At 34.5% G+C, this 24371-nt stretch carries 25 protein-coding genes, 2 pseudogenes and 1 riboswitch; of the genes and pseudogenes, 17 read left to right on the forward strand and 10 right to left on the reverse strand.

The window, feature by feature from the left end:
* The first annotated feature begins 264 nt into the window (after nt 1–264).
* Together BN1066_RS08400 and BN1066_RS08405 are read left to right on the forward strand one after the other, a co-directional pair.
* On the forward strand, nt 265–1314 hold the full coding sequence (locus BN1066_RS08400; RefSeq protein WP_143695887.1) for an NAD(P)/FAD-dependent oxidoreductase: 1050 nt from the start codon (nt 265–267) through the stop codon (nt 1312–1314).
* A gap of 167 nt (nt 1315–1481) precedes the next feature.
* A riboswitch (TPP riboswitch) is annotated at nt 1482–1578 on the forward strand.
* A 509-nt stretch (nt 1579–2087) separates the two neighbouring features.
* Nucleotides 2088–2852 (forward strand): 3-oxoacyl-ACP reductase, encoded by a 765-nt coding sequence (locus BN1066_RS08405; protein WP_077319031.1) that lies wholly within the window; start codon nt 2088–2090, stop codon nt 2850–2852.
* 582 nt (nt 2853–3434) lie between these two features.
* On the opposite strand, the gene BN1066_RS08410 is transcribed toward BN1066_RS08405, so the two are convergent.
* Entirely contained in the window at nt 3435–3770 is a 336-nt protein-coding gene (locus tag BN1066_RS08410) for a DoxX family protein (protein WP_077319032.1), read from the reverse strand.
* 111 nt (nt 3771–3881) lie between these two features.
* Between BN1066_RS08410 and BN1066_RS08415 the strand changes: the two genes are divergently transcribed.
* Nucleotides 3882–4208, forward strand: coding sequence for a winged helix-turn-helix transcriptional regulator (locus BN1066_RS08415; RefSeq protein ID WP_077319033.1), 327 nt, complete (start codon nt 3882–3884; stop codon nt 4206–4208).
* Nucleotides 4209–4463: 255 nt separating this feature from the next.
* Here the strand turns inward: BN1066_RS08415 and BN1066_RS08420 are convergent, their stop codons facing one another.
* A complete protein-coding gene (locus BN1066_RS08420; RefSeq protein ID WP_077319034.1) occupies nt 4464–4649 on the reverse strand; it encodes a hypothetical protein in 186 nt (61 codons plus the stop codon).
* Nucleotides 4650–4756: 107 nt separating this feature from the next.
* The gene (tnpA, locus tag BN1066_RS21200; protein ID WP_425445274.1) at nt 4757–4870 is read right to left on the reverse strand and encodes an IS66 family insertion sequence element accessory protein TnpA; all 114 of its coding nucleotides are present in this window, start codon (nt 4868–4870) and stop codon (nt 4757–4759) included.
* Between the two features lie 179 nt (nt 4871–5049).
* Here tnpA and BN1066_RS08425 point away from each other — a divergent pair, with 179 nt between their 5' ends.
* The 8 genes from BN1066_RS08425 (at nt 5050) to BN1066_RS08460 (ending at nt 11095) form a co-directional block, all read left to right on the forward strand.
* A complete protein-coding gene (locus BN1066_RS08425; RefSeq protein ID WP_077319035.1) occupies nt 5050–6537 on the forward strand; it encodes a BglG family transcription antiterminator in 1488 nt (495 codons plus the stop codon).
* A 24-nt stretch (nt 6538–6561) separates the two neighbouring features.
* The gene (locus BN1066_RS08430; protein ID WP_077319036.1) at nt 6562–6990 is read left to right on the forward strand and encodes a PTS sugar transporter subunit IIA; all 429 of its coding nucleotides are present in this window, start codon (nt 6562–6564) and stop codon (nt 6988–6990) included.
* 33 nt (nt 6991–7023) lie between these two features.
* Nucleotides 7024–7479, forward strand: a complete 456-nt coding sequence (locus BN1066_RS08435) for a PTS sugar transporter subunit IIA (RefSeq protein ID WP_077319037.1) — start codon at nt 7024–7026, stop codon at nt 7477–7479.
* A gap of 25 nt (nt 7480–7504) precedes the next feature.
* Nucleotides 7505–8845 (forward strand): PTS galactitol transporter subunit IIC, encoded by a 1341-nt coding sequence (locus BN1066_RS08440; protein WP_077319038.1) that lies wholly within the window; start codon nt 7505–7507, stop codon nt 8843–8845.
* A 98-nt stretch (nt 8846–8943) separates the two neighbouring features.
* Entirely contained in the window at nt 8944–9228 is a 285-nt protein-coding gene (locus BN1066_RS08445) for a PTS sugar transporter subunit IIB (RefSeq protein WP_077319039.1), read from the forward strand.
* Nucleotides 9229–9267: 39 nt separating this feature from the next.
* A complete protein-coding gene (locus tag BN1066_RS08450) occupies nt 9268–9924 on the forward strand; it encodes a triose-phosphate isomerase (RefSeq protein ID WP_077319040.1) in 657 nt (218 codons plus the stop codon).
* The gene (locus BN1066_RS08455; RefSeq protein ID WP_245799750.1) at nt 9917–10213 is read left to right on the forward strand and encodes a YjbQ family protein; all 297 of its coding nucleotides are present in this window, start codon (nt 9917–9919) and stop codon (nt 10211–10213) included. The genes BN1066_RS08450 and BN1066_RS08455 overlap by 8 nt, the downstream gene beginning before the upstream one ends.
* A 42-nt stretch (nt 10214–10255) precedes the next feature.
* Nucleotides 10256–11095 carry a class II fructose-bisphosphate aldolase gene (locus tag BN1066_RS08460; RefSeq protein ID WP_077319042.1) on the forward strand — a complete coding sequence of 280 codons (840 nt, stop codon included), beginning with the start codon at nt 10256–10258 and terminating at the stop codon, nt 11093–11095.
* A gap of 329 nt (nt 11096–11424) precedes the next feature.
* Here BN1066_RS08460 and BN1066_RS21205 read toward each other — a convergent pair.
* The 4 genes and pseudogenes from BN1066_RS21205 to BN1066_RS08480 all read right to left on the reverse strand — a co-directional run.
* Nucleotides 11425–11604 (reverse strand): annotated as a pseudogene (locus BN1066_RS21205) (NADP-dependent phosphogluconate dehydrogenase); the annotation flags it as partial.
* A 184-nt stretch (nt 11605–11788) separates the two neighbouring features.
* Complete coding sequence (locus BN1066_RS08470) at nt 11789–13156, reverse strand: gluconate:H+ symporter (protein ID WP_077319044.1); 1368 nt, start codon at nt 13154–13156, stop codon at nt 11789–11791.
* Between the two features lie 214 nt (nt 13157–13370).
* Entirely contained in the window at nt 13371–14918 is a 1548-nt protein-coding gene (gene gntK / locus BN1066_RS08475) for a gluconokinase (RefSeq protein ID WP_077319045.1), read from the reverse strand.
* A complete protein-coding gene (locus BN1066_RS08480; RefSeq protein ID WP_077302729.1) occupies nt 14908–15636 on the reverse strand; it encodes a GntR family transcriptional regulator in 729 nt (242 codons plus the stop codon). The genes gntK and BN1066_RS08480 overlap by 11 nt, the downstream gene beginning before the upstream one ends.
* 836 nt (nt 15637–16472) lie before the next feature.
* Between BN1066_RS08480 and BN1066_RS20730 the strand changes: the two are divergent.
* Together BN1066_RS20730 and BN1066_RS08485 are read left to right on the forward strand one after the other, a co-directional pair.
* Nucleotides 16473–16622 (forward strand): annotated as a pseudogene (locus tag BN1066_RS20730) (DUF2332 domain-containing protein); the annotation flags it as partial.
* A gap of 231 nt (nt 16623–16853) precedes the next feature.
* Entirely contained in the window at nt 16854–17783 is a 930-nt protein-coding gene (locus BN1066_RS08485; RefSeq protein WP_077319046.1) for a bile acid:sodium symporter family protein, read from the forward strand.
* Nucleotides 17784–18803: 1020 nt separating this feature from the next.
* On the opposite strand, the gene BN1066_RS08495 is transcribed toward BN1066_RS08485, so the two are convergent.
* Nucleotides 18804–19325, reverse strand: coding sequence for a pyridoxal-phosphate dependent enzyme (locus tag BN1066_RS08495; RefSeq protein ID WP_077319048.1), 522 nt, complete (start codon nt 19323–19325; stop codon nt 18804–18806).
* Between the two features lie 179 nt (nt 19326–19504).
* Between BN1066_RS08495 and BN1066_RS08500 the strand changes: the two genes are divergently transcribed.
* From BN1066_RS08500 to BN1066_RS08515, 4 genes are all read left to right on the forward strand, one after another.
* Nucleotides 19505–19939 carry a DUF7878 domain-containing protein gene (locus BN1066_RS08500; protein WP_077319049.1) on the forward strand — a complete coding sequence of 145 codons (435 nt, stop codon included), beginning with the start codon at nt 19505–19507 and terminating at the stop codon, nt 19937–19939.
* Nucleotides 19940–20391: 452 nt separating this feature from the next.
* Nucleotides 20392–21081 carry a DUF2711 family protein gene (locus BN1066_RS08505; protein ID WP_077319050.1) on the forward strand — a complete coding sequence of 230 codons (690 nt, stop codon included), beginning with the start codon at nt 20392–20394 and terminating at the stop codon, nt 21079–21081.
* Nucleotides 21082–21191: 110 nt separating this feature from the next.
* Nucleotides 21192–21551, forward strand: coding sequence for a hypothetical protein (locus BN1066_RS08510; protein ID WP_077319051.1), 360 nt, complete (start codon nt 21192–21194; stop codon nt 21549–21551).
* A gap of 38 nt (nt 21552–21589) precedes the next feature.
* The gene (locus BN1066_RS08515; protein WP_077319052.1) at nt 21590–21784 is read left to right on the forward strand and encodes a hypothetical protein; all 195 of its coding nucleotides are present in this window, start codon (nt 21590–21592) and stop codon (nt 21782–21784) included.
* 423 nt (nt 21785–22207) lie between these two features.
* On the opposite strand, the gene BN1066_RS08520 is transcribed toward BN1066_RS08515, so the two are convergent.
* Complete coding sequence (locus BN1066_RS08520; RefSeq protein ID WP_218668072.1) at nt 22208–23383, reverse strand: iron-containing alcohol dehydrogenase; 1176 nt, start codon at nt 23381–23383, stop codon at nt 22208–22210.
* Between the two features lie 61 nt (nt 23384–23444).
* A complete protein-coding gene (locus tag BN1066_RS08525) occupies nt 23445–24203 on the reverse strand; it encodes a DeoR/GlpR family DNA-binding transcription regulator (RefSeq protein ID WP_077319053.1) in 759 nt (252 codons plus the stop codon).
* Nucleotides 24204–24371 lie beyond the last annotated feature (168 nt).

Raw genomic sequence — 24371 nt, forward strand, 5'->3', positions numbered from 1 at the left:
ACCTTATATTAAATTTATCAATAATTGATAATGATTATCATTAACAAATGATATATTCTTTTCCCATGATTGTCAATTACTTTCTAGTGAGAATACGACATAAATTAAAGTAAAAAATACTTTAGAAGTTCATAACAATAGTTTGATATTTTTCACTTTTAGGCAAAATATTTAGTATAAAAGGTTGAATCATTTCTTAAAATAATGTACGATAAATGCAACTGATAATCATTTTCACTTGCTAGGAGCATTTACATGGTACATATTCCTGATTCAGATCTTTATGATGTCACGATTATTGGAGGAGGTCCCGCTGGTTTATTTTCCGCATTTTACAGTGGACTTCGAGAAATGAAAACAAAAATCATTGAGTACCATTCTTTTCTTGGTGGTAAAGTTCATGTTTATCCTGAAAAAATTGTGTGGGATATCGGAGGACTGCCTCCTATTCCTGGACAACAATTAGTAGAAAATTTAACACAACAAGGACTCACATTTGATCCTGAAGTGGTACTGAATGAGGAAGTTATCTCTATAGATAAAAATGAGGAAGGTATATTTATTATAGAAGCAGCATCAGGAAATAGTCACTATTCCAAGACAATAATCGTTGCTGTTGGCGGCGGTATTCTAAATCCTAAACGGTTACCGCTTCATAACGCAAGAGATTTTGAAGATACCAATTTACATTACGCTGTTAAGTATCTGAAAGACTTTAAAAATAAACGCGTGCTTATTTCTGGTGGTGGTAACGCTGCAACCGATTGGGCAAAGGAATTATCAGGCATTGCAAAAGAAGTATATATTGCTTGCCGTAGTGATTTTTCCTGTCATGAATCACAGATTACATATCTCAAAAATAATTCTGTCGTTTGTTTTACACAAACAGAAATAACGAAATTAGAAGCTAATCGTGCTGGTGACCGTATTGAGAAAGTTGAACTCAGAAACCGAGAGTCTGGTGTGGTCCAGCATTTACAAATTGATGAGGTAATTGTAAACCATGGCTATGAGCGGGACACATCATTACTAGAAAACAGCCCACTTGATATTCAAATTACGGATAACTATTTCATAACTGGATCAAGCAGCAGTGAAAGTTCTGTTCCTGGTTTATTCGCTGCTGGAGATATTTTACACCATGATGGAAAACTGCATCTAATTGCTGGTGCTTTTCAGGACGCAGCAAATGCAGTTAATCAAGCCAAGCTTTACCTTGAACCTGAAGCAACCAAAACTGCAATGGTATCCTCGCACAATGAAAAGCTTTATAAGAGAAACGAAAAGATTGTTGAAGATTTATTAAAAGAATAAAGTAATGTAAAAAATTGGAAATTGCAAAGTTTTTTTATAATCCTTGTAATGTTAAGCCATGGACGAACAAGTTGCGAGCTAAATTCTATAAGAGGTAAATGATACACATAACCTTAGATTCTTGGTTGTTTCTCACGATATGATAGACTAAACTGTAACAATAATATATAGAACGCTAGGGGAGCTATAGCTGAGAAGAGGAAACTCTGACCCTTTGAACCTGATGCAGTTAAAGCTGACGTAGGAAAGTGACTACTATTGATACACCTGTAATGAGATCACTGCCTTAGTGATCTTTTTTTGTATGAAAATTATAAAATTCTACAACTGTGGATAAATAACTTTTTAAAAGTAGTTGTCGCCGTCTAGATTAAGCGCTTCTTTCTGCTTATAAGGAATCTCAAGGAAGGCCAACTAAAAGCGGGCTTACCGCCAAACGTCGGCATACTTTGTTTTAGAGGCATGTTTTTTTATCCCAGATGTAAGAAACCGTAATTTTTTCATTTCAAAAATCTGCTTATGATGTTGTATAATGTTGAGAAAAATGGCTTGTAGACCCCTGAATTGTTTGGGGCGACAGGACAAGGGAAGTTATGTAGCGGCGCATAGCGGTTATTCAAGGGGAAAATCGTTCCACGGAATGATAGTATCACTTTATCTCGTCAGAAGCTCTATCTTCTGTACATCACTAACCTGCGCTTCTAGCTTTTGTTCGATGTTGGAAAAATCATCATGTCGTTGAACAAATTTTAATTATAAGGAGTTGTTTTGGTATGGATATAAAAGAACAAGTTGTCTTGGTTACAGGAGCAAGTAGAGGGCTTGGAGCAGCTATTGCCAAAGCTTTTGGGAGAGCTGGTGCAAAAGTAGTTGTCAATTACTATACGAATAAGGAAAAAGCTGAAGAAGTGGTTGAACAGATTGGAAGGGATCATGCTCTTGCTATTAAGGCAGATGTTCGTAATCAGGAAGAAGTAAATACAATGTTTATAAAGGCGAAAAAGCATTTTAGGAAACCAATTTCAACGATTGTGAATAATGCACTTATTGATTTTACATTTAGCGGTGAGTTACGTAATGAGTTAGATTCGATAAAGTGGAGTGAGTTCGAAACACAATTTGAAGGAAGTGTAAAGGCTGCGTTCCATACAATGAAAGCAGGAAGATCAGATATGGTCAAGCAAAAGTTTGGGCGTATCATTAATATTGGAACGAATCTTGTGCAACATCCAGTCGTTCCCTATCATGATTATAATACTGGAAAAGCTGCATTACTTGGTTTCACTCGATCCATGGCTAAAGAGCTTGGTCCAGATGGAATTACAGTGAATATGGTATCTGGTGGTTTGTTAAGTAAAACAGATGCGAGTGCTGAAACTCCGGATGCCGTTTTTGAGCTGATTAAAGAAGGTACCCCTCTACAAAAAGTGACAACGCCCGAAGATGTCGCTGATGTTATTCTATTTTTTGCCTCTCCATGGAGTCGAGCTGTAACAGGGCAAAATCTGGTGGTCGATGGCGGGTACGTCATGGATTAACAAATTGTATACTATTATTATTATTATTAAAGCTTAGTCATTTTTTGTAGATTTATCCCTTACTATTTAAAATTTACCATTCTGGATAAAATAGATAGAAGCCGTACTATTACTGCTTTATGAAATCCGAAACTAGCACAAAGTGAAGGATAAGTTTGTAAAAGTATAAATGAATTGTACAAGACCCTGAAAAGATAACATTAAAAACGGTTGAAATTTTACATGCAAACCGCTAAATTACTCAATTTATTTGGCGATAAGAACCGCTTTAACTTATATCTTTGTGTCATTTAAACTGTTTAGTGGGAGATAACTAAGATAACTTAAATAATTCATTGCTATCCTATTAAAATAGGTTATAAAATAGGATTTATTTAAAGAAAAAACATCTTTCTTTATGTGTCTAACATACGGAAGCCCCACTATAAAACAAGTTCCAAACGGTGATCCTCCTCAAAAGTTAGATTTTTTACCCTAACCTCTGGGGGAGTATCAACTGTCGGAGCTTGTTTACATAGATAGGCAATTATCTTCATTATACCCAAAGCATCTGACTGTAATTTTAGTGAGGGGAATATGGCTTCAGATATTTAATAATGATACGAATACAGATAAAATTAGTAAAACCACTGGCATACCTGATTGGGAAAGAGGATCTTTTGCACGGATATGTGTAATAATAGCAAAAAACATAATAATTGCTATCCAAATTCCTGACAGGACAGCCACAATTGGATACCATATTCCGACAATCAACCCGATAGCTCCAATCCATTCGAAAATTCCTGTCACAATTCGAAACCACTGTGGCAATCCAAAATGGTTGAACCCTTCAACCATTTTTTCGGAAGTGAATTTCACCAAACCAAACATAAAAAAACCTAATGCCAAGATGATTTGTAAAATAATTGCTAACATAATAATAGTGCCTCCATTTCTCATATTACATTATAGCCCGTATAGTATTTAATGGAAGTAGGCACTTAAAAGTGGTATAGTATCAAAAAAGATACTTAAGGGGATGTGTGTATGCAAGACAATACCTGCAATGGTGTTGAAGTTGCTATAGAAGCGATTGTGGGGAAATGGAAACCGATAATTTTATATCACCTCATGGAAAATAAAATTATGAGATTCAATGAATTAAAGCGATCTATTCCAAACATAACGCAAAAAATGTTGACATCACAGTTAAGAGAACTCGAGCAGCATAAAATCGTGCACCGAAAAGTGTATCCACAGGTACCACCGAAAGTTGAATATTCTTTAACGGAATATGGCCAAGAAGTGATTCCGATCTTGAAATCAATGCAGAAGTGGGGAACATCCCACAAAAACTATTTGCAACAATCATAACAACATAAATAAATGTAAAGTAATTTTTGCCCTTCTCACAGAATAAGAAGGGCTATTTTTAGTTTTATAACAAATTTACTGGTTCTAAAAATATCGAAAGTATAGAAACAGTTAAAGAAAAAGGCATTATGTATAAAACATTCAAAAGACACGTAGCATGTTAATCTTCTTTTATACGTATGGACCACTTGAATTCTTTGAACGCATTTTTAGCAAATTCGTTTCCATATTCAATAATACAGTCACTTACCTTATTTAAATTTTTTCCAAACAAGGATGTTTTTTAGTGTCAGCTATGCGGTATAGTCCATGCAGGTAATTCATTGCTTCTCTAATTAAAAAACTGTCTTTTAGTTTTAGTAGCACAGAAATCACTTCAGGGATACTCTCAAAAGCTTCTTCAGAAGTAAGGTTTTTTAGTGATTTCTTCATAACAATCACTTAAATACCATTCCTTATCTTCTGTTTTATTTTCCCAACTTTGAATGCATCCCATAGTTTCAATATTATCTACAATTATAATCACCTATTTATTCTTGAGTTTAAAGTCATCGAATTTTATGTTCACGGCACCACGCAACTGCACTCATAACACTTTCCTTCCAGGCATCATACGACTCTTTCCATTCTATTCTTTTATTCACTAAAGTCGTTCGACACATTCAAAAATATTGCTAAAGAGATTATGCATGGATGACCTTCATATGTGGATATCTGGATAGCGCTTGACGAATGTGAGCATGTCTGAATAAATGTCCATTGCAACGGACATATTAAAGAAAAAAAAGCACAGATATATGTGATAAAATGAACGTAAAAGAAAGGAGGGTAGATAAACAAGATGTATTTAAGTGAGCGAGAACAGAGCATTATTGATATATTGCTTCAAGAAAACGCTTATATTCCTGCATCAAAAATTGCTGACGCATTAAGTGTTTCTACAAAGACAGTCTATCGAACCATAGATAAAATAAATAAAGATTCCGGTTCTCAACCATTAATTGATTCCAAACTTGGTGATGGATTCAAATTAAATTATGAAGAATATGTAAGAAAGAAATCAAATAAAGATGGTTTTGTTAAGAACTTTACGCCGGTAGAGCGAAGAAACCAGATTCTTATTGATTTACTATTTAGATCACCAAATCCAATAAAAACGACAGACATTTATAATAAATACTATGTTAGTGAGACAGTTATTTATAATGATATCACGATGCTTAATGAAAGACTAGAAAATGATAACTTAAATATATTGAGAAGAGGTAAATATCTTTCAATAAATGGAAATGAGGTTGATATAAGGAAAGTACTAATTAATACGATTAATATTTTTAATTTAGATCATCTTTTATCTAAAGAAAGCCTTAATCAATCCGATACAGAATTTATCATTTCTAACATAAATAGAATGGAAAGCCAACTAAATGTTACGATCCCGTATCCATATAATATTAATATCTTCTCGCATCTCTATATATTAATTAACAGATTTAGAGAGGGAAAAGTAAATGTAGAAAAAATGATAGATGAGCTGAATAAACCCTATAGAAATTTAATTCAAGAAAATATGGAAATTTTTGAGTGGGCAAAGGGCATCATAAGAAATATTTCAGATTACTTGAATATACACTTACCTGAAAATGAAGCGTGGTATTTATTTCAATATTTATTGTCGTCTCGTCTGTTAAACAATAATAGTAAAGAAAACATACAGATACGTAGAGGAATAGAAAGAGAAATAACCGAATTTTATATAAAAGAAGCAGGTAAAGCTTTGAGCAAAGATTTTGATAAAGATATTGTATGGGAAGAATTAATCAATCATATAAGACCAATGGTCAACCGGATGAAAAATAATATTCAAATAAAGAATAATTTACTGGAAGAAATAGAAATAGAGTACGAAGAACTTTTTGGTATTATTAAAGCCATTTCAAAAAACGCGGAAAATAAGTTTAAATTAGGAAAAATCAATAATGATGAGAATGGTTATTTAACTATATACTTTGCTAAATACCTGGAGCAAATGTTTGATACGAAGAGAATCGTTATTATTTGTACTAGTGGTATCGGGACTTCCGAATTACTAAAAGTAAAGGTAAAAAAGGCGTTTCCAAATATTGAAATAGTGGATGTTCTTTCGACTACAGATTTTATTGATCACTATAATACGTATAATGATGTTGATTTTGTTCTTACCACAGTAAATTTGGAAGCGCTTGTAAAGGAAGCCCCCATATTAAAGGAAGTACCTATAATATTAGTAAGTCCTGTTTTTGGAGATAGAGACAAAGAGATAGTAAGTACCTTCATAAAAAGTAAATAATATAGGAAAGGTAATGGGACTTGAATGTTTAAACTAAATGAGGATTTAGTTATTTTGTGTGACAAACCGGTTAATAAAGAAAATGTTATTAAAAAAATATCATTATCATTATATGAACAGGGTTACATTAGCAATATGGAACTTTTTATTGAACATGTACTCGAAAGGGAAAAGGCAGGATCGACATATATAGGAAATAATATAGCGATGCCGCATTGTGAATCAGCAAGTGTCGAATCAAATTCCTTTGTTATTTTTAAAAGTAACCAGCCCCTTAGTTGGAATGAACATAAAGTAAATATTGTAGCTTTGTTTGTACTCCATCCAAATAGCAGTTCTTTGGAAAAGCAATATTACAAGAAATATATAAAAGCACTTGGTGACGAAAAAATAGTAAACGATTTGAAAAAAGCTAACGATAAGGAGAAGATCGTTATGTTATTTGAAAGTTAATAAAGGTAAATTTTAAAGAGAGAAGGATCTTTGATGTATTTTAATAAAGAAATAGTATTGTTTAATTTTGATGAAAGCTCTAAAGAACAGGCTTTAAGGGTCTTATCCGATTATTTTATTAAATATGGTCTAGTTACATCAGATTTCTATGAAGGAATAATATCCAGAGAATCTAATTTTCCGACCGGATTATTTGTTAATGGAACTGGTGTTGCAATACCGCATACAGATAGTGAAAAAGTAATACATCCTCAGATTGGGTTTATGTCACTAAAAAAACCTGTCAAATTTAGGGATATGGCCAATAAGGATAATGAAATAGATGTATCATTAATTTTTATGCTGGCATTAAAAAAATCGGATGAACAGTTGTCCATGCTGCAAAAGCTTGTTGATCTTTTCCAAAACGAAAGATCAGTCAATCAATTAAAAGAATGTACGTCACGGATTGAATTTAAAAACATAATGAAAAATGCAGGAATAGAATAAGGCTCTTTAAAAAGGAGGAGTTTCGATGCAAGTCTTTCAACAGGTAATTCAATGGTTTGTTGATTTAGGAGCAAGTGTCATGCTTCCAATTATTTTCTTGGTATTTGGCTTGATTTTAAGGATAAAGCCAGGGAAGGCCTTTAAATCTGCTTTAACCATTGGGATTGGCTTTATTGGCTTGAATTTAGTCATTGGTCTTTTGACTGATAACTTAGGTCCGGCCGCTGAAGCAATGGTTGATAATTACAATTTATCGTTACAAACAATAGATGTTGGTTGGCCGGCAGCATCAGCGATTGCATATGGTACCCTTTTGGGAAGTATGGCAATAATTGTCGGTATTTTAGTAAATGTGGTGTTACTTTTATTTGGATTGACCAAAACGTTGAATGTTGATATTTGGAACTTTTGGCATATTGCCTTTACAGGATCAATCGTATATGCAGCAACAGCAAGCTTTGCTTTAGGTATTTTCACCATGATTACGCATTCCATGCTTCTCTATTTTATGGCGGATAAGAGTGCAATTTATGTTCAAGAATATTATCAGTTACCTAATATGTCATTTCCGCATGGTTCTTCGACGCCGGGTTTTCTTTTGGCATTACCATTGAACTGGGCTTTTGACCGAATCCCCGGTTTAAATAAAATAAATATCAGCCCTGAATTAGTTCAGAAAAGATTTGGTGTTTTTGGTGATACAACGGTTTTAGGTTTTATTATTGGAATAATTATTGGGTTATTAGCTGGTTATGATGTTAATAATACTTTAAATCTGGGTGTTGCAACAGGTGCTGTCATGTTGCTTATGCCTCGGATGGTTGCTTTATTAATGGAAGGGCTTACCCCCATTTCTGAAGCCGCAAGTAGTTGGGTGCAAAAAAGATTCCCCGGTAAAGAATTATATATAGGAATGGATAGTGCATTGGCTGTTGGTCAATCATCCGTTTTATCTGCTTCGCTATTATTGGTACCGATTGCATTACTGTTAGCAGTCATTTTACCTGGAAATACGGTACTGCCTTTAGGCGATTTAGCCACGATTCCTTTTATGATTTGTTTAATGGCGGCAGTCTTTAAGGGAGACATATTTCGTACCGTGATAGGAGGGGCATTATATATTGTTACAACACTGTATGTGGCATCTTGGGCAGCTCCGCTCATCACCAAGTCCGCAGTAGCATCCAACTTTGATTTAGGAGGAAATTCCTCTATAAGTGTATTAAGTGATGGCGGTGCATGGACGACCATTTTATTTAGCGGTTTGGGAAAAACTTGGTTAGGGATCGGCTTCATTTTCGTTGTTGTCTTATTTGCCTTGATTTACCAAAGCAAGATCAAAGGCAGTAAAAAAATAGAGTCTTAACGCTTGGGTAAAGACAAGATTGGTAAACTTCTATATTAAGGGTTTACATGGAAATAGGGTTTGGAATTTATAAGTTAAAATTTATGGGAGGAATTTAAATGAAAAAATTATTAATTATGTGTGGAACAGGAGTTGCAACATCAACTGTCGTTACAGGCAAAATAAAAGATTGGCTTAAGGAAAACAATTTGGAAAATACAGTGAAGTTATTCCAAAGCAAAATTTCAGATGAAATAAATAGTATTGACAATTATGATGTAGTTATTAGTACAACCATTGTGCCTGATCATCTTAAAAGTAAGGTGATTAATGGGGTCCCTTTATTAACCGGGGTCGGCAAAGAGGACGTTTTTATTCAACTTAAAGAAAAGTTAACAAATTAATATCTTCATTAACAGAATACTAGAAAGGAAATTTTCAATATGATTAACTACAATTTTAAAAAACCGGTTTTTATTGTAAATCCTAAATCATATCTTTACGGAGATGATTTATTAAAGCTAGCTAAGATTTCTAATAGATTGGCAGAAAAATATGATATTGACATACTATTTACAGGGCAATTAGTGGATCTGCCAAAGATAATAGAGAATACAAATCATTTAATCATTACCGCTCAACATATGGATCATTTAACACCGGGAAGAGGTATGGGTCATGTTCTTCCGGATGCTTTAAAAAATATCGGCGTGAAAGCTGTAGTTTTAAATCATGCAGAAAATCCGTTAACTTTATCCAGCCTAGATAAAACAATACGAAGAGCTGATGAATTGGGACTTATTACAATTGTTTGTGCTGACACGGTACAACAATGTAAGGCAGTTGCAGAGTTAGAGCCTAATATGATTATTTGTGAACCAACCAGTTTAATTGGAACCGGTACTACGAGTGAATCGTCTTATCGAGAAGAAACAACATCTGCAATCAAACATGTGAATTCAGATATCCTGGTTCTTCAGGCAGCAGGTGTAAGTACCGGAGAAGATGTCAGACAAGTTATTCGAGAAGGTGCGGATGGTACTGGTGGAACAAGTGGAATTATTAAGGCTCCTGATTGGGAAGCAAAANTTGGTGCCTAGATGCCTTTCGGAAGGACAGTATTATCATCCGGGACCTGAGCATACAAAATTCGGAATAGAACTGCCAAAAGAAGAAATGAGCACTGAGGGCACAGATTTAGTCCCGGATAAACGGTCGTTATTAAATACAGAGGCTCATATAAAAGGTACACTGATTGGCTCTAGTGAGACGTTTATTATTGAGGATTCAGAACTGCAAATTGGAAAAGTAGGTTACATTTATTTTGTAGATTGGGATCAGAATCGAGAAAGAAATAGACAATGCAAAGTGCAAGTTCTTGGGGAATAATGAACCAAACCTTGAAACTTCAATCAAAGGAGAGCGGGCTTAATGCTAGTTACGTTAAAAGAAATTTTGGAGATCGCGGAAAAAAGAGATTGTGGAGTTGCAGCAATAAATACACCCACATTTGAAAGTCTAGTTGCTGCCATAAGGGTAGCCGAAAAAAATAATGCTCCGATAATTATTCAACATGCACAAAGCCATGAATATATTAACCAAATAGAAATGATCGGACCAGCTATGATTGCCTTGGCCAAAAATGCAAGTATACCGGTATGTGCACATGTTGATCATGGTGAATCCATAGAGTATCTGGAGAAAGGTTTAAAGCTTGGATTTACATCCATCATGTATGACGGATCGAGACTAACATATGAGGAGAATGTTAAAAACACGAAAAAGGCGGTAGAACTAGCTCATAAATTTGGTGCAAGCGTGGAAGGCGAACTAGGTATGATGGCAGGAAATGAGCTGGGGGAAGATTCACCAGATGATAACGAAGAAAGTTATTATACGGACCCACAATTAGCCCATCAATTTGTAAAAGAGACAAATATAGACGCATTGGCAGCTTCTTTTGGTACAGTTCATGGATTTTATAAAAGGCAACCAAAATTAGATTATGAATTAATAAAGGAGATTGCTGAACTAACAAAATTACCATTGGTCATGCATGGGGGCTCAGGCCTAAGCCCGGAAGAATATAAACGATCGATTAAAAACGGCATAAGAAAAATTAATTATTATACGTACGGCGCTAAAGCTGGTGCAGATGCCACTAAGGACTTTATCAAGAATAATAAGGCAGTTTTATTTTCTGAAATATCACGTGTGGCACAAGATGCTATGGAAAAGGATTTTCAACACATCATAGATATTTTTTATTAAGTCATCGTAAAAGTGTGTCCTGAAGAGTTTCTTGTACGGAAAACATGGGGAATTTATGCTTTGTAAGAGATGAGGAAAATCTCTTTGAATCGGTATTTGGGTACAGGTTTCAAGCTGCCTTGAATGAGAAAGCATCGCAGTCACAATCGCACCACTATAAATTTGGAATGGTACGTAAAGAATAATGATTTTTAAAAAAGGAAAATAGCTCAAAAAGGTGAAAATGACGCCCCAAAGAATGTTAAATCAGCATTCTTGGGACGTCATTTAGATGCTAATTAGTCAAAGTCGGACTTTTTAGTAACCCAACTTAGCGATCATTTTGCCTCCTAATCTGTGTAAAAAATTCCTTTTTTATCGACACGTTTGTACGTATGGGTGCCAAAATAATCGCTTTGTGCTTGAATAAGTTTCGCTAGTTGGAGAGCGTAGCTGTCATAAAAGGATAGTGATGAGCTAAAGCATAGTAAGGGTAAACGGTTTTCCATACTTTTTATAGTAACTAGCCTTAAAGCTTCTTCATGTTATTAGCCTTGAGAGTGCATGTAATACATGTATTAAGTTTGGATTCGATTTATAAGCTCCACTTCACTATTATGTATCCTATTTTTTGCTAGACTTGATCCCATAACTCTCCAAAAATGCCGATTGTATTTTTCAATGTATGCAAATCATTGCAAGTTTGAGTATTAGTTAAACAAAAATACTTAAAAGCAAGATAAATCCAAGACCTAAAATAGAGATAATCGTTTCTAGTAATGTCCAAGTTGAAAATGTTTCTTTCATTGTTAAACCAAAGAATTCTTTAAACATCCAGAAACCAGCATCATTAACATGGGAGGCAATAAGACTTCCTGCACCAGTAGAAAGAACCATCAAAGCAAGATTAACATCAGACCCTTGCATTAATGGGATAACTAAACCAGCGGTTGTTAATGCAGCAACAGTTGCTGAGCCCAATGCAATCCTTAAAACAGCGGCAATCATCCAAGCTAATAGGATTGGTGAAATGCTACTATCTGAAAAAATGTTGGCGACAGCATCTCCTACTCCCCCATCAATTAAAACCTGCTTAAATACACCGCCCCCACCAATGATAAGGAGCATCATACCGATAGAACGAATCGATTCCTCAGCTGAATTCATAACTTGTTTCATTGGAATACGTCTCGCAATTCCCATCGTATATACCGCAATCAAAACGGAGATTAGTAGAGCTGTTGTAGGTTCACCGATTAATTGGATGATATCAAAAAGGATATTGTCCGAAAGTTTCCATATATCTTGTAAGAGCTGGATGATTGTTGCTATTGCCATTAAAATGACTGGAAATAAAGCCGTCATTACACTGATACCAAAACCAGGTGTTTCCTCTAGTTTAAAATCCTTAACTTCGCCTACAGAATCAACACTTCCAGTTTTTAAAAAAGCATCTGGGACTAACTTTTTCGCTAAGCTAGTAAATAAAGGACCAGCAATCATTACAGTAGGAATTGCAATGATAAGTCCATATAATAAAACCATTCCAATATTTGCTTCATACTGCTGGGCAATGACAGTTGGTCCTGGATGTGGTGGTAAGAAACCGTGAGTGACTGATAACGAAGCAGCCATTGGTATACCTAAATATAAAATAGACACTCTTAATTGCTTGGCAATTTGATAAATAATTGGAATAAGTAAAACGAGTCCGACCTCAAAAAACAAAGCAATACCAATAATAAATGAGGCAATGACAACAGCCCATGAAATATTCTTTTCACCGAATCTATGAATCAATGTCATTGCTATTCGCTGAGCACCACCAGCATCTGAAACTAATTTTCCTAAAATAGCGCCAAAACCAAAAATTAATGCAATACTGCCCAATGTCCCCCCCATACCAGCTTTAATTGAAGATACAATTTCATTAAGTGGCATGCCTAAAGCTAAAGCAACTAAAAATGCTACGACTACTAATGAAATAAAGGTGTTCAAATGTAACTTCATAATTAAAAACAATAAGACAATGACTCCTAAGGCAACAATAAGTAAAGGGAATAAGTTATCTGTAAATGACATAGGATTTGTGCTCCAATCTATTTTTTAGTTGAACGATTGCTACAAGGTTAATTGCATTTATCCCGCATTAAGGTGCCGTAAGATTCCCACATTAAGATCTTGAGTGATACAAAGGGTCTAAGCGGTAGTTAACGGCACCTAAATGCCCGAGCCCCCTGAGGTACTAACATTCAGTAGGAGATGGAAGAAAACTCCTACTGAATGAAGTTTCACTTTATTGTTTTTCTTTTTTTTGAAAGGCAGCGAGTTTTTGGTATTCTGATTCTAATCGTCTTGATATGTTGATAAAAATAGGAATCAGCTCTCTGTAAACGTTTTTATTTTCGGGATTTGGTTGATGTGTATAAGTAGTACCAATAAGATCGTTGAAGACTTCAAAAGAGTCTATTTTTTTCTCAGCATATAACCCTAAAAGACAAGCGCCTAAACATGAGGATTCATAGCTTTCGGGAATAATAACGTCATGATCAAAAATATCAGCCATCATTTGTCGCCATACTTTAGAACGCGAGAATCCACCTGTTGCTTTAATGGAGGTGGCAGGTGTATCCATCACTTCTGTTAAAGCTAAGAACACCGTATATAAGTTAAAAATAACGCCTTCTAGAGCAGCCCGAATCATATGCTCCTTTTTATGATTTAAAGTGAGTCCAATAAAAGAACCTCGAACATCTGAATCCCATAGAGGTGCTCTTTCACCCGTTAAATAGGGGTGGAACAGAAGTCCATTGGCACCAGGATTAACGCGTTCTGCAATTCGAGTTAAAACGTCATATGGGTCAATTCCTAGACGCTTTGCAGTTTCAATTTCACTTGCTGCAAGTTCATCACGTATCCAGCGTAACACCAAACCCCCATTGTTTACTGGACCACCAATAACCCAATGATCCTCTGTTAAGGCGTAACAAAAGATTCGCCCTTTTGAATCTGTTCTTGGTTGAGGGATAACAGTCCGGATGGCACCACTTGTTCCTATCGTGACAGCAACGTCCCCCTCTTTTATCGCGTTTACTCCAATATTTGAGAGTACACCGTCACTAGCTCCTATGACAAAGCGTGTGTTTTCCAAAATCCCCATTTCTTGGGCAAATTCAAGATGGCAACCTGTAAATGATTCTTTTGTTGAAACGAGACGTGATAATTTTTCTTCTGTAATATTCGCAATTTCTAGGGCGCTCTCTTCCCATGCCAATAATTGAAGATTCATCAATCCCATAGCGGAGGCTATTGAGTAGTCAACAACATATTCATTGAAAAATTTGTAAAAAACGTATTCTTTAATACCGATGTACTTTTTGGTTTTTCGCGCAATATTTGGTTTTTCATGTTCCATCCAAGCTATTTTACAAAGTGGGGACATAGGGTGGATGGGCGTCCCTGTTTTTAAATAAATCTCGTGTCCATTATGTTTATCTTTTATTTTTTTAGCCCATTCAGAGCTTCTATTATCAGCCCAAGTGATACAGCGAGTTAATGGCTTGTCCTTTTCATCTATTGCAATAACACTGTGCATCGCACTGCTAAAAGAGATAAAGGATAAATCCTTAGGGTCTATTTGTGAATGTTGCATTACATTGGTAATGGATAGAAGAACTGCTTGGAATATTTCTTCAGGGTCTTGTTCCGCGGTTGAAACATCAGGCGTGTATAACTCATAGCCGTTGTTGTCCTGGCTTATAATTTCACCCGTTTCACGAAAAAGAACCGCTTTTGTACTAGTCGTTCCTATATCTACGCCAATCATATATTTATTACGATCCATTAAATTCCCTCGCTTTTTTCATCATCTCTGGGTCAGTCCATAAATCTTCTGCTTTGTTTTGAACATCATGAAAGTTTTTAAAAAAAGCTTCTTTGATAAGCGTTTTTTCTTTCTGTGCCAGGGCTTCAATAATAAGTTCGTGATTTTTAAGAATACGATTAAAGTCTTGATAGTTTACTTGGCTTCTATATCGCATCGATAAAATAATCAGACACTCCATGACAGGTCTTAAATGTGTCCATACCATCATAATTTGCCTATGATGAATAGATTTAATAATGGTTTCATGAAATTCTATATCTTTTAAAGAAAATTCATCAATATCTTTATACTTTATCGCTATTTTCATCATTTCCAGAATTTTATTTAGTTCGTTTAGTAATGCATCGTTTTCTGAATTTAATAAACGCTGAACAACAAAGGATTCAATCATTAATCGAATATCATAAATTTCTTCAATATCCGTTTCTGAAATGCCAATCACTGTTGCTCCCATTCTTTCTAAGCGAATTAACTGTTCTTTTTCTAACACTTTTAGGGCCTCCCTTACAGGGGATCTACTTACTTGATATTCTTTTGCTAATTGATTTTCTGATAAAACGGTTTCTTTTTGGATATCTTGAGAAATAATTCTCATTCTTAATTCGGTAACGAGTCGCTCTCCCATTGATGAAGAAAAAGCTAAGCCTTTTTCAGGGTAGAATTTTTTAGATGTCATATCTCTCCTCCTATTTACAGCTAAAACAATCAAATTGAATACTTGTATACAAGTATAATATCACAGGGAAACAACTTTGTAAACGGATTCACAAATGACTCTTTTGAGATTATTGTAAAATTGTTGTACCTTTTAAGAATTTGCTATACTTTATTTTAAATTGGCTAAATAGCTGTGGAGAGTAATGACGGCAGTGTGAGTGGGTAGTCAAATGATTGATATATGGTATTGAACATTATTATTATTTTATTTATTGCCGGTTTTATAGGGGGGGAATTTATCGAGTGATTTGCTCTTCTTTATTTACGGATTTGTTTTTTTGTACCATGAGCTTTACCACTATTTTATTCCCTAGGTAGAAATGTGAAATTTTAGGGTTAAAATATTTCAACAAAATAAATCATCTAAGAGGTTCGGATCTAGCTATGATAAACACAATATCTAACAAAATTTATTTGACCAACAAATAATTCTTTACGATTAGATTGGACAGCCTCTCCAATCTAATCGTAAAGGAATAAGTCACAGTTAAAATACACAAATGGTTAGCACCAAACTTTTAAAATAAATTACTAATTTGAATAAAGATAATATACAAAGAAACTAACATTAGAAGCTTTTATCAAATAATTCTTGTATAAAGTTTAAAAAAAATGGACAGGTTCACCTTTATGAAGTTGACTCTAATAAGAATTGGGGGCTGAATTGATAGAGTATACTTTTTCCTTCTTTTATACAACGCTAGTTAGGCGGTATAGCTTATTGACCTGACTATTTATTATTGATTGAAACAACCTCTACTACCAATTGTTGTCCTGGTGGATAACATTACATAAATTGGCAGAAAAAGAGACATTTTTCATCTTTATAATAATATGTGGGATAACGATCTTCACCTTGATTACGTTGTGGATAGAAGCGAATACAATCATATCATCGGACAAACAGATGAACATGGCAAATGGTTTAGTTGGAATTTAGCTTGAACTAATCGATGACGAAAGATAATTCCAAGAGTTATCGTTGATGGCATGATAAAAGTTATTTAAAAATGCTTTATGACTATGTTGCGATAGTTTCATCAATTATCGTAAAAAGGGCTTTATTATACCGCTGATTAATTTTTAGCGTCTGACAATTTTTTTGCCTCTTGAGCTATTTTTCTTCTTCTTGTTTATACCTTCTTGTGGTAAGATAAGACAACAGGAGGTAGAATAATGCAATCATTCGTCAAATTCAGTCATTTTATTGGGAAAACTTTTGCCCTTTGGGTACTTCTTGTGGCAGTTGTCGCATTTCTCATCCCAGAGCAATTTTTATGGATTAGCAAGTACATATCCATTCTGCTTGGGATTGTCATGTTTGGTATGGGGATGACATTGTCTTTAGCAGACTTCAGTGAAGTAGTTCGACATCCAAAGAGTGTAGTTATTGGTGTTGTTTCACAATTTTTATTAATGCCACTCATCGCGTACGGTTTAGCAAAAGGTTTAAACTTGCCGCCTGAAATTGCGATTGGTGTCATTCTTGTTGGTGCATGTCCAGGTGGGACTGCTTCTAATGTCATGACATTTCTGGCAAAGGGTAATACAGCGCTTTCCGTAGCTATTACAACTGTATCGACATTACTTGCTCCCTTGTTGACGCCTGCTATTATCTATTTCTTGGCAAGGGAATGGCTGGAAGTGTCGGCATCTAGTATGTTCATGTCTGTTATAAAAATTGTTTTGTTGCCAATTATTCTTGGTTTAATTGTCCAACTATTCTTAAAAGAACAAGCGAAGAAAACGGTCGATTTGCTGCCTCTTGTTTCTGTAGTGGCTATCGTGCTTATCATGGCAGCGGTTGTCGCAGGAAGTAAAGAGAAAATTGTCGAGTCGGGCTTACTAATTTTTGCGGTCGTTATTTTACATAATGGTTTCGGGTATTTGATCGGGTTTTTCATCGCAAAACTGTTTAAGCTTCCCTATAATGATCAAAAAGCGATTTCCATTGAAGTTGGAATGCAGAACTCCGGATTAGGTGCAGCATTAGCGGCTGCTCATTTTAATCCGATTGCAGCAGTACCTAGCGCTATTTTTAGTTTTTGGCATAATATTTCCGGCCCGTTATTAGCCACGTATTGGACGCAAAAAACGAAAAAATAAGTAAACGACCCTTGCAATAGTTCTATTCTTGCAAGGGCCGTTTAAGTTTGAAGGGAAATTATATTGATATAATACTAGGTAAAAAATTAGATCCATAGATAACGAATGCCTTCGCTTAAGCCTTTATTGATATAAAAAACCTTCATGATAGATACTAGCTCAGCCAAGTTTTTAAAAGGTGCTTCTAAATCTTATCAGAAATAATACATTGAGTTGTCTTGTTGTCTAGGAAAGGATTTCCGTTTCTACAAGCTATAACCTTGTTGAAAAGAGATCGCCGCCTAGCTTATGTGCTCAAGCTGAAGTAAAATTCGATTTTTTATATTTAAAAGCTTAGTATACTAAAGCCTTTTAGAGCATGTATTAATGTATAAAATTTGCCCCGAACCATAGGAAAAAGATGATCGTTACGGTATTGGCTATTAGCAGTGTAAGCGAAAGGGCTGCCATAATCTTTTTTTCTTTCCTACTGATAAAAGCTAAAAAAGTAAATAATGTGCAGGCAATGAAAGAGATAGCTATTAAAGTCATACCAACCCTTTCGCTAATCAGACTGCTAACAATCTCTAAACATAGCATCGACATGGATAAAACTATACTAGTAATCAGCGATAAATAACTTCTCCATGAAAAATATTTGTATTCCATACATACACCCCAACTAAAATGTTATAAAACTCCCAACCAGCTACCCCTTTTAAGTATCAGATTTTAAAAATGTTACACTATCAATCTATGATGTGGTAAAAAATTCGAACTGTCAGATCTTAAGATGCGTAAAGTTTTGTTGGCTAAGTGATAAATAAACGTAAAGAATTCAGATAGGTTGTGCTCAACATATAGAAAAGTTTCTTAAATATGCTGGCATAGCGGCTTTATTTTTTTCTATAGGAATCTGCTCTGCTCGCTTTTATATGATACCAAATGGGTTGAAAGCTTTCCCTTCCAATCATTTTACAATAGATATTCAATAAGCTCTAGTAAGGCTCATTAAAAATAGAATGTTGAAAACAAATTCCATTAGACAGGAAGAAAGTTAGAAGAGGTAGCAATTGCCATAATCGTACCTTTCTCTTCGTTTAATGAACTATCTATTTTTTTAGCTGCAGCAATAGCAGCAGCTGATGATAACTCTAAATGAATTCCTCTTCGACTAGCTAATTTTTGAGCAACTTGAGCTTCTTGGTCAGAAACAACAATAGCAGTTCCATTACTTTCTTTAACTGCTTGAATCGCTTGGAAGGTAACGGTTTGACCATTGATTGAAGTAAGTTCAGTAGTCCCATCGAATATACTCGTATATGGTTGTCCCTCTAATACTTTACTGATTCTTTGAAATGGTTCGACGGCAAGCATTTTAGGTATATCATCAATAAGATTACTTTGCTTCAGTTCTTTAAATCCCTCATAAATTCCCCATATCAAGTCTCCCCTAGAAGTAGGCACAATCACTTTCGCTGGTATTTGATTATTAAGTTGGGTATAACACTCACGAGCAATATTCTTAAAGGCTTGAACACCAATTGGTTGACTGAAAGAAATTAACTATTTTTAATCTAATCTTCATTTTACATATAAAGTATCATGTTATGGTTGCGAAGTACAAAATAATAATTTTATTAATAATTATACTCCATTGTCTAACCATCTTTTTTGAACATCCTCTTATATGCTATTATCATACATAATAAGATTGACCTACCATAGAAGGGATTTAGAATATGAGTCACTTAATCAATCAATTTACGATGGATTTTACGTTTACAACTGATAAATCAATGATTGAAAAGAAAAAGAAAGACTATGCTAATGTTTACCGAATAGATGGTGAATTAAAGCTAGAAGTTAATGGAGAAGTGTTTTTTCAAGAAGATATAGCGATATTAGAGTTTTATTTACAGTTGAAAAAGTGGTTCAGCAAAAAAGTTAATAATAGCTTTTATTATCATACTTTAGAGGTAGAGGATGATGAAAATCCAATCATAAAATTTGTCGCAGCGGGGGACAATTATTATCTTTCTTCCCCTTGGAGCCAAGGAAAGCTTGTTTATATAATCGAAGCAAGCCTATTAGAGAAAACTGTAGAAAGTTTTGTGGAAAATTTTTCCGAAAAATTAGATAATCATTTTAGCTTGAAAACAAAATGGTTTGAATAGGCAATAATGTAAAGATGTATTTTTAACTCATTGGGTTTAGCTAAGTGGTGCGCGTTTAGATTAAATCGAAAATGTGGACGATGAGTGAAAAATTTATTTTCCTAGTCGGGGGGTTAAAAGAAAGTCCATATGATGAGCTTAACTGTGGATAAGTATAAAATTTGCCCCTCTGTAATTTGGAGCGTTGGGAGATACGCTCAGCAGCGTTTTAATTATACAGAAAAAGTCTGATTGAACAAGGCAATGATTGCTCATCAAGAAAATATTTATCGAAAGAAGAAATTCCAAAATAACGGAAAGGTTTTACTCTAACAATTACTTCGAGCATACTCTAAGCAGAAGCTTGTCGTTTGTTTAGTTTTTAGATGTAGTTATCTTAAAGAAAGTTTATTTTACATATATTATGGTAATAAAAATATTTTCACAAAATCTATAGAAAAACAGGTGATCCTATGACAAACATCATACCAGAACCACATCGTTATGCCGTGTGTGCCCCGGAAGACACTTCGATAAAAAAGTTTTATCAAGGAGTGTATGAAAAAACTTTTCTTTTTTTTCATCCATTTATAAAACCGAAACGAACTGGAAGTGAGGAGATTAGTTTCCGCGATTTTCCAGATAAAAATGAAATAAAAGATACATTTGAAGTGGTCACGTGGGAAAGATTTTTAAGCTTATCAGGTATTACAAATGTTAAGCAGCTTGATATCGGACTGCGGTCGAGCATTTCTGGTTTAACAAATAGCGCCAAGGATGACGAGATGGCTAATCTTATTCGCAGAGTCTGTATAAAGTATAATTTGTTGCAGCCAGGTGAGGGCCAACTTCCTGACATACTAATAAATAGTCTATTTAATAGTATAAATCAGCTTGGTTATGACTGGATATGGTGTGGAGATCAGTTTTGTACGGAACGTAGACTGGAGAAGATTTCAGATTTAATCAACAGCCGTAATCGATTTAGTGAGTATAGAAACTTTTTCACCCATCATAATGAGCTTCTCGTTACTACCCATTGGGATAACCATTATTCTATGCTTTGTTCCAGTAAAAAAATAATTGAAGCCATCGTTACTGCCAGTAATTTGGAAGGATTTCATTGTGATGATAAAACAGAAATGTACTGGAGCTTGCAATAGATGATGATTATAACAGCATATTACACACAATGACTACTGCCATCATTGGAACAGATAATTACTTTTTTGTCTAGAAAAACATGGTATAGTAGATGGTAGGAGGAAGAAAAATGGGTAAAAAGTTGATTCGTTCATTCATCTTGCTCGTGCTTATTAGCCTATTGGTTAGTCAAGCACAACAGAAATTAAATCAAATACAAATCGATAACAATGAAGCGACAACAATTACTTCGGTTATGCAAGTATTTAATAGTGAAGCTGTACAGCTATCAACTTCTGCAACTCTTATGCAACAGAATGAAATGGAGCTTGACTCTGATGTTCCTCCTGTAAAGCAATTACCATCTCCGCCGCTTCGCTATCATTATGCCAAAGCACCTTTACAAACAACCTGGTATGTTACAGATACAAGTCGGATGGTGGATGTCATGAAGTATCATTCCAATTATCTCTCTCCCTTTCATGTTTAAGAATAACTGTTAGAAAACATGAAAAGGAGAAAAGAACCATGAAGCAAATAGAGAAACCGGAATGGAAAGAATCATTAGAATGCTATCTGTTTATCTTTATCATTTTATTATTGTTTTTTGGTACGATTGTAATGAGTGGTCAATTAACTGGCACAGATTGGATTAGTCTTTTTAGTAAGTTTACCTTTGATGTAAATGTTGATGTATTAAAGCAGTTATTTCTGTTGGAGTAAGTGACAAAAAGAGGTTAAACTAAAAGTAAATTAAAATCGTTAGGTGAACAATTTACACAAGCCCCACTATTACTAAACTTTAAATGGCAACTGCCCTACGCTAATAGGGCGGCTGCCATTTTTATGAGATTGTGTGCATGATTTTTTAATAGAAAAGAATAGATTCATTCATATAAGTTATATCATGTTTTTTTATCCATAACCATACGAAAACCTGCCAGGGTGGACAAATAAAGACTTGGTTGGGCAAAGTTCTTTGATTTTCATGTTAAATCCATATCAGCTTTTGTTCTACTTATCGGTAGAGGATGAAGGAAAAGCTCCACTGAATGAAGCTTCCCTTTATCGTGCACCTCTATAATCAGTTTCTTAAGTTGTTTGTTCGTGCCAAGTCAAATTTGTAAATCATATTACAGTTATTATTTATAATGCTAGTTTTAAAATCTTTACAATATCTTCAGCGCTTAATTTTTTCAGGTGGCCAACTGGTTGGGTGTCATCTTTAGTTGCTCGATTAGCCATCTTTATAAAGTGAGTATCATCGATTTCAAATTCAGATAGGCGCGACTTCATGCCCATGTTCGTAAAGAATTCACGTGTTTTTGCAATGCTTAATTGAATAATTTCCTCCTCCGAATAGGCAAAAGGATCAAGATTAAAAACTCGAACTCCATACTTAACAAAAATAGCTGGGTGAAATTGACTTACATATTGCATCCATGCTGGAAAGACAATCGCCATTCCTTCACCGTGAGTAATTCCATACTGTCCGCTAATTTCATGTTCAATTCGATGTGAAGCCCAGTCTGGCTCACGTCCTAGTTCTAAACTATTGTTATGAGCCATCACTGCTGTCCACATAACTTCAGCTCTTAAATTATAATTATCAAGTTGTGCCATTAATTGATTCCCACTAATTAAGAGTGATTTAATTGCACCTTCAAGAAGAAAGTCCGTTAAATTAACGTTCTCAACACGAGTGAAATAGCGCTCCAACAGGTGGGTTAAAATATCGGATACTCCTACGCCTGTATGATACTTGGGCAGTTTTAATGTAAATTCCGGATTGAGTATGGAAAATTTAGGAATAATTAAATTAGTTTCCACTCCTAATTTATGTTCTCCATTAGAGACGATAGTTGCGTTTGACATTTCAGATCCAGAAGAGGCAACAGTAGATATAACGCCAATGGGTAAAGCTTTTTCTACTTGAGCTTTACCAATGAAGAAATCCCATACGTCTTCTTCGTACAGTGCACCAAAGGATACGGCTTTAGCTGTATCAATAACACTACCGCCCCCTACAGCTAAAATAAAATCAATTTGGTTTTCTTTTACAAGAGAAACTAAGTGACGGATTAAGGAAATCTCAGGGTTAGGTACAACTTCTCCATTTTTGAAAATGGTAATTTTCTTTTTATTTAGCTCTTTTTCAATCGTATCGTAAATTCCCAAATCAAAGATATAGTCACCGCTATAGAGTACTAAAACATTTTTTGAATGACTCTCTAAATCGATAAGTTCTCCTACCTGACTTTCTTGCCCTTTTCCAAAATAAATATTTGCTGGATTATAGTAATGAAAATTTAGCATAGTCATCATAAGCTCCTTTAATTTATATGTGATTGTTGGGATACGTATATCATAAAGGAGTCAATCGTTAATATATTAATTGAATTTTACTGTTTTTAAAGAAATCGATCCATTCACCAGATGGTTTTTTATCTGTAATAACCGTTGAAATGTGTGAAAAATCATCAATTAAATGAATGGTTCTAAAATCAAATTTCGTATGATCAACCACTAAATAATTTCTCTGGGATTGTAGCAAGAATTGTTTTCTAACAAGCGATTCATCTTCACTATAATCCGTCGGCCCAATATTTAGGCTAATACCTGAACTACTAATGAATGCTTTATCAATTAAGTATCTTGAAATATTTGCTTGAGCGTTCACCCCAATAAAAGAATGCGATACATTCCTAAAGTTTCCTCCAATAATAATCAGTTTAATGGTTTTATGATCCTTTAAGACGTTGGCTATATCTAAAGAATTTGAAATGACGGTAATTTGTAGTGTAGTCATTTTTAATAGAGTTGCAATCGAAAGTGCTGTAGTTGAACTGTCTAAAGCGATAGAGTCCCCATCTTCAATAAACTTTAAGCATTTTTTAGCCATAATTTGTTTTTCTTCTTTAAACATTGTCTCCCTTAGTAGAACAGGGACTTCTTTATCAAAAGTATTTGGCAGATAGGCTCCTCCACGTACTCGCTTTAGTTTTTTTTCTTTCTCTAATGTTGCTAAATCTTTACGGATAGTTTCTTCTGTTACATTTAACTTTTTACTCAAATCCGTCACTTTTACGCTACCTGTATTATTAAGTTGTCTTAAAATTTCTTGTAATCTATCATATTTCATCAAAAGAACCTTTCCTTTCGATTTATTAATTGTAACCTTACCACAGAATAAAGAAAAAGTAAACAAAATATATACTTATTCCAAATAATTAACCAATATAAACCAAAATTACAAAAATATTAGTTTTGAACTTCTGTGAAATGTATTGACTTTTCGTGTTACCCAATT

Origin of the sequence: Virgibacillus proomii, from assembly GCF_900162615.1 — a bacterium.
Taxonomy (GTDB): Bacteria; Bacillota; Bacilli; order Bacillales; family Amphibacillaceae; genus Virgibacillus; species Virgibacillus proomii.